The sequence below is a fragment of the Pandoraea sp. E26 genome, assembly GCF_000681415.1.
Classification (GTDB): Bacteria; Pseudomonadota; Gammaproteobacteria; order Burkholderiales; family Burkholderiaceae; genus Pandoraea; species Pandoraea pnomenusa.
In genome coordinates this window covers 1-921 of record NZ_AYXJ01000076.1, presented here as the reverse complement: position 1 = coordinate 921, position 921 = coordinate 1, and the positions used below count along the sequence as shown (strand labels likewise).

The 921-nt window shown below is 60.2% G+C and carries 1 protein-coding gene; it reads left to right on the top strand.

The window, feature by feature from the left end; all coding sequences use genetic code 11:
• Window positions 1-89 precede the first annotated feature (89 nt).
• Window positions 90-907 (top strand): IS5 family transposase gene (locus W930_RS29945; protein WP_226234025.1). Its coding sequence is split into 2 segments (ribosomal slippage): window positions 90-438 and window positions 438-907, totalling 819 coding nucleotides; the frame shifts between segments, so codons are not numbered across the junction.
• The last annotated feature ends 14 nt before the right edge of the window (window positions 908-921 follow it).

Sequence of the window (921 nt, the reverse complement as noted above, 5' to 3'; positions counted from 1 at the left end):
AGAGACCATTTCAAAAAGACCCCGAGGGGGCTGTTAACCTTTTCGGCAAGCTGTTAACCTTGGCCATCTGAACAACAGGAACCAAGGAGATGGGCACGCCGATCATTGATGACGAACTGTGGGCATTGATCGAACCTTTGCTGCCGCCGCCAAAGCCGCGACGCAAGAAATATCCAGGCCGCCGCCCTGTTTCGGACCGGGCGGCACTGAACGGCATCCTGTTCGTGTTCAAGACCGGGATACGCTGGTGCGACCTGTCGATCAAGTTGGGATTTGGTTCGGGCCCGACCTGCTGGCGTCGCCTGCGCGACTGGCAAAAGGCCGGCGTGTGGGACCGGCTGCACGAGCTGCTGCTCGCGAAGTTACGCGAGGCCGGCCAGCTCGATTTCTCACGCGCAGCCGTCGATTCATCGTCGGTGCGAGCCGTTGGGGCGGGCGAAAAACTGGCCCGAACCCCACGGATCGCTCGCGACCCGGTTCCAAGCACCACATCCTCGTCGACGCAAACGGCGTCCCCGTCACCGCGATCCTGACTGGCGCGAACCGCAACGATGTCACCCAGTTGCTGCCGCTTGTCGATGCGATTGCGCCGATTCGCGGTGTACGTGGCCGACCGCTTCAGAAGCCCAAAGTCATTTACGCCGATCGCGGCTACGACTCCGAACCACACCGCCGGAAACTTCGCGAACGTGGCATCAAGCCGGTGATCGCAAAGCGCCGGACCGAGCACGGTAGTGGTCTCGGTAAATTTCGCTGGGTGGTCGAGCGTACTCACGCATGGCTCCACAACTTTCGTCGTCTTCGCATTCGCTTTGAGCGTCGCGCCGACATTCACGAAGCATTCCTCAAACTCGGTTGCTCCCTCGTCTGCTGGAACATCTTCAGACGTACGGCGCAGTCTTTTTGAAACGGTCTCTTAAG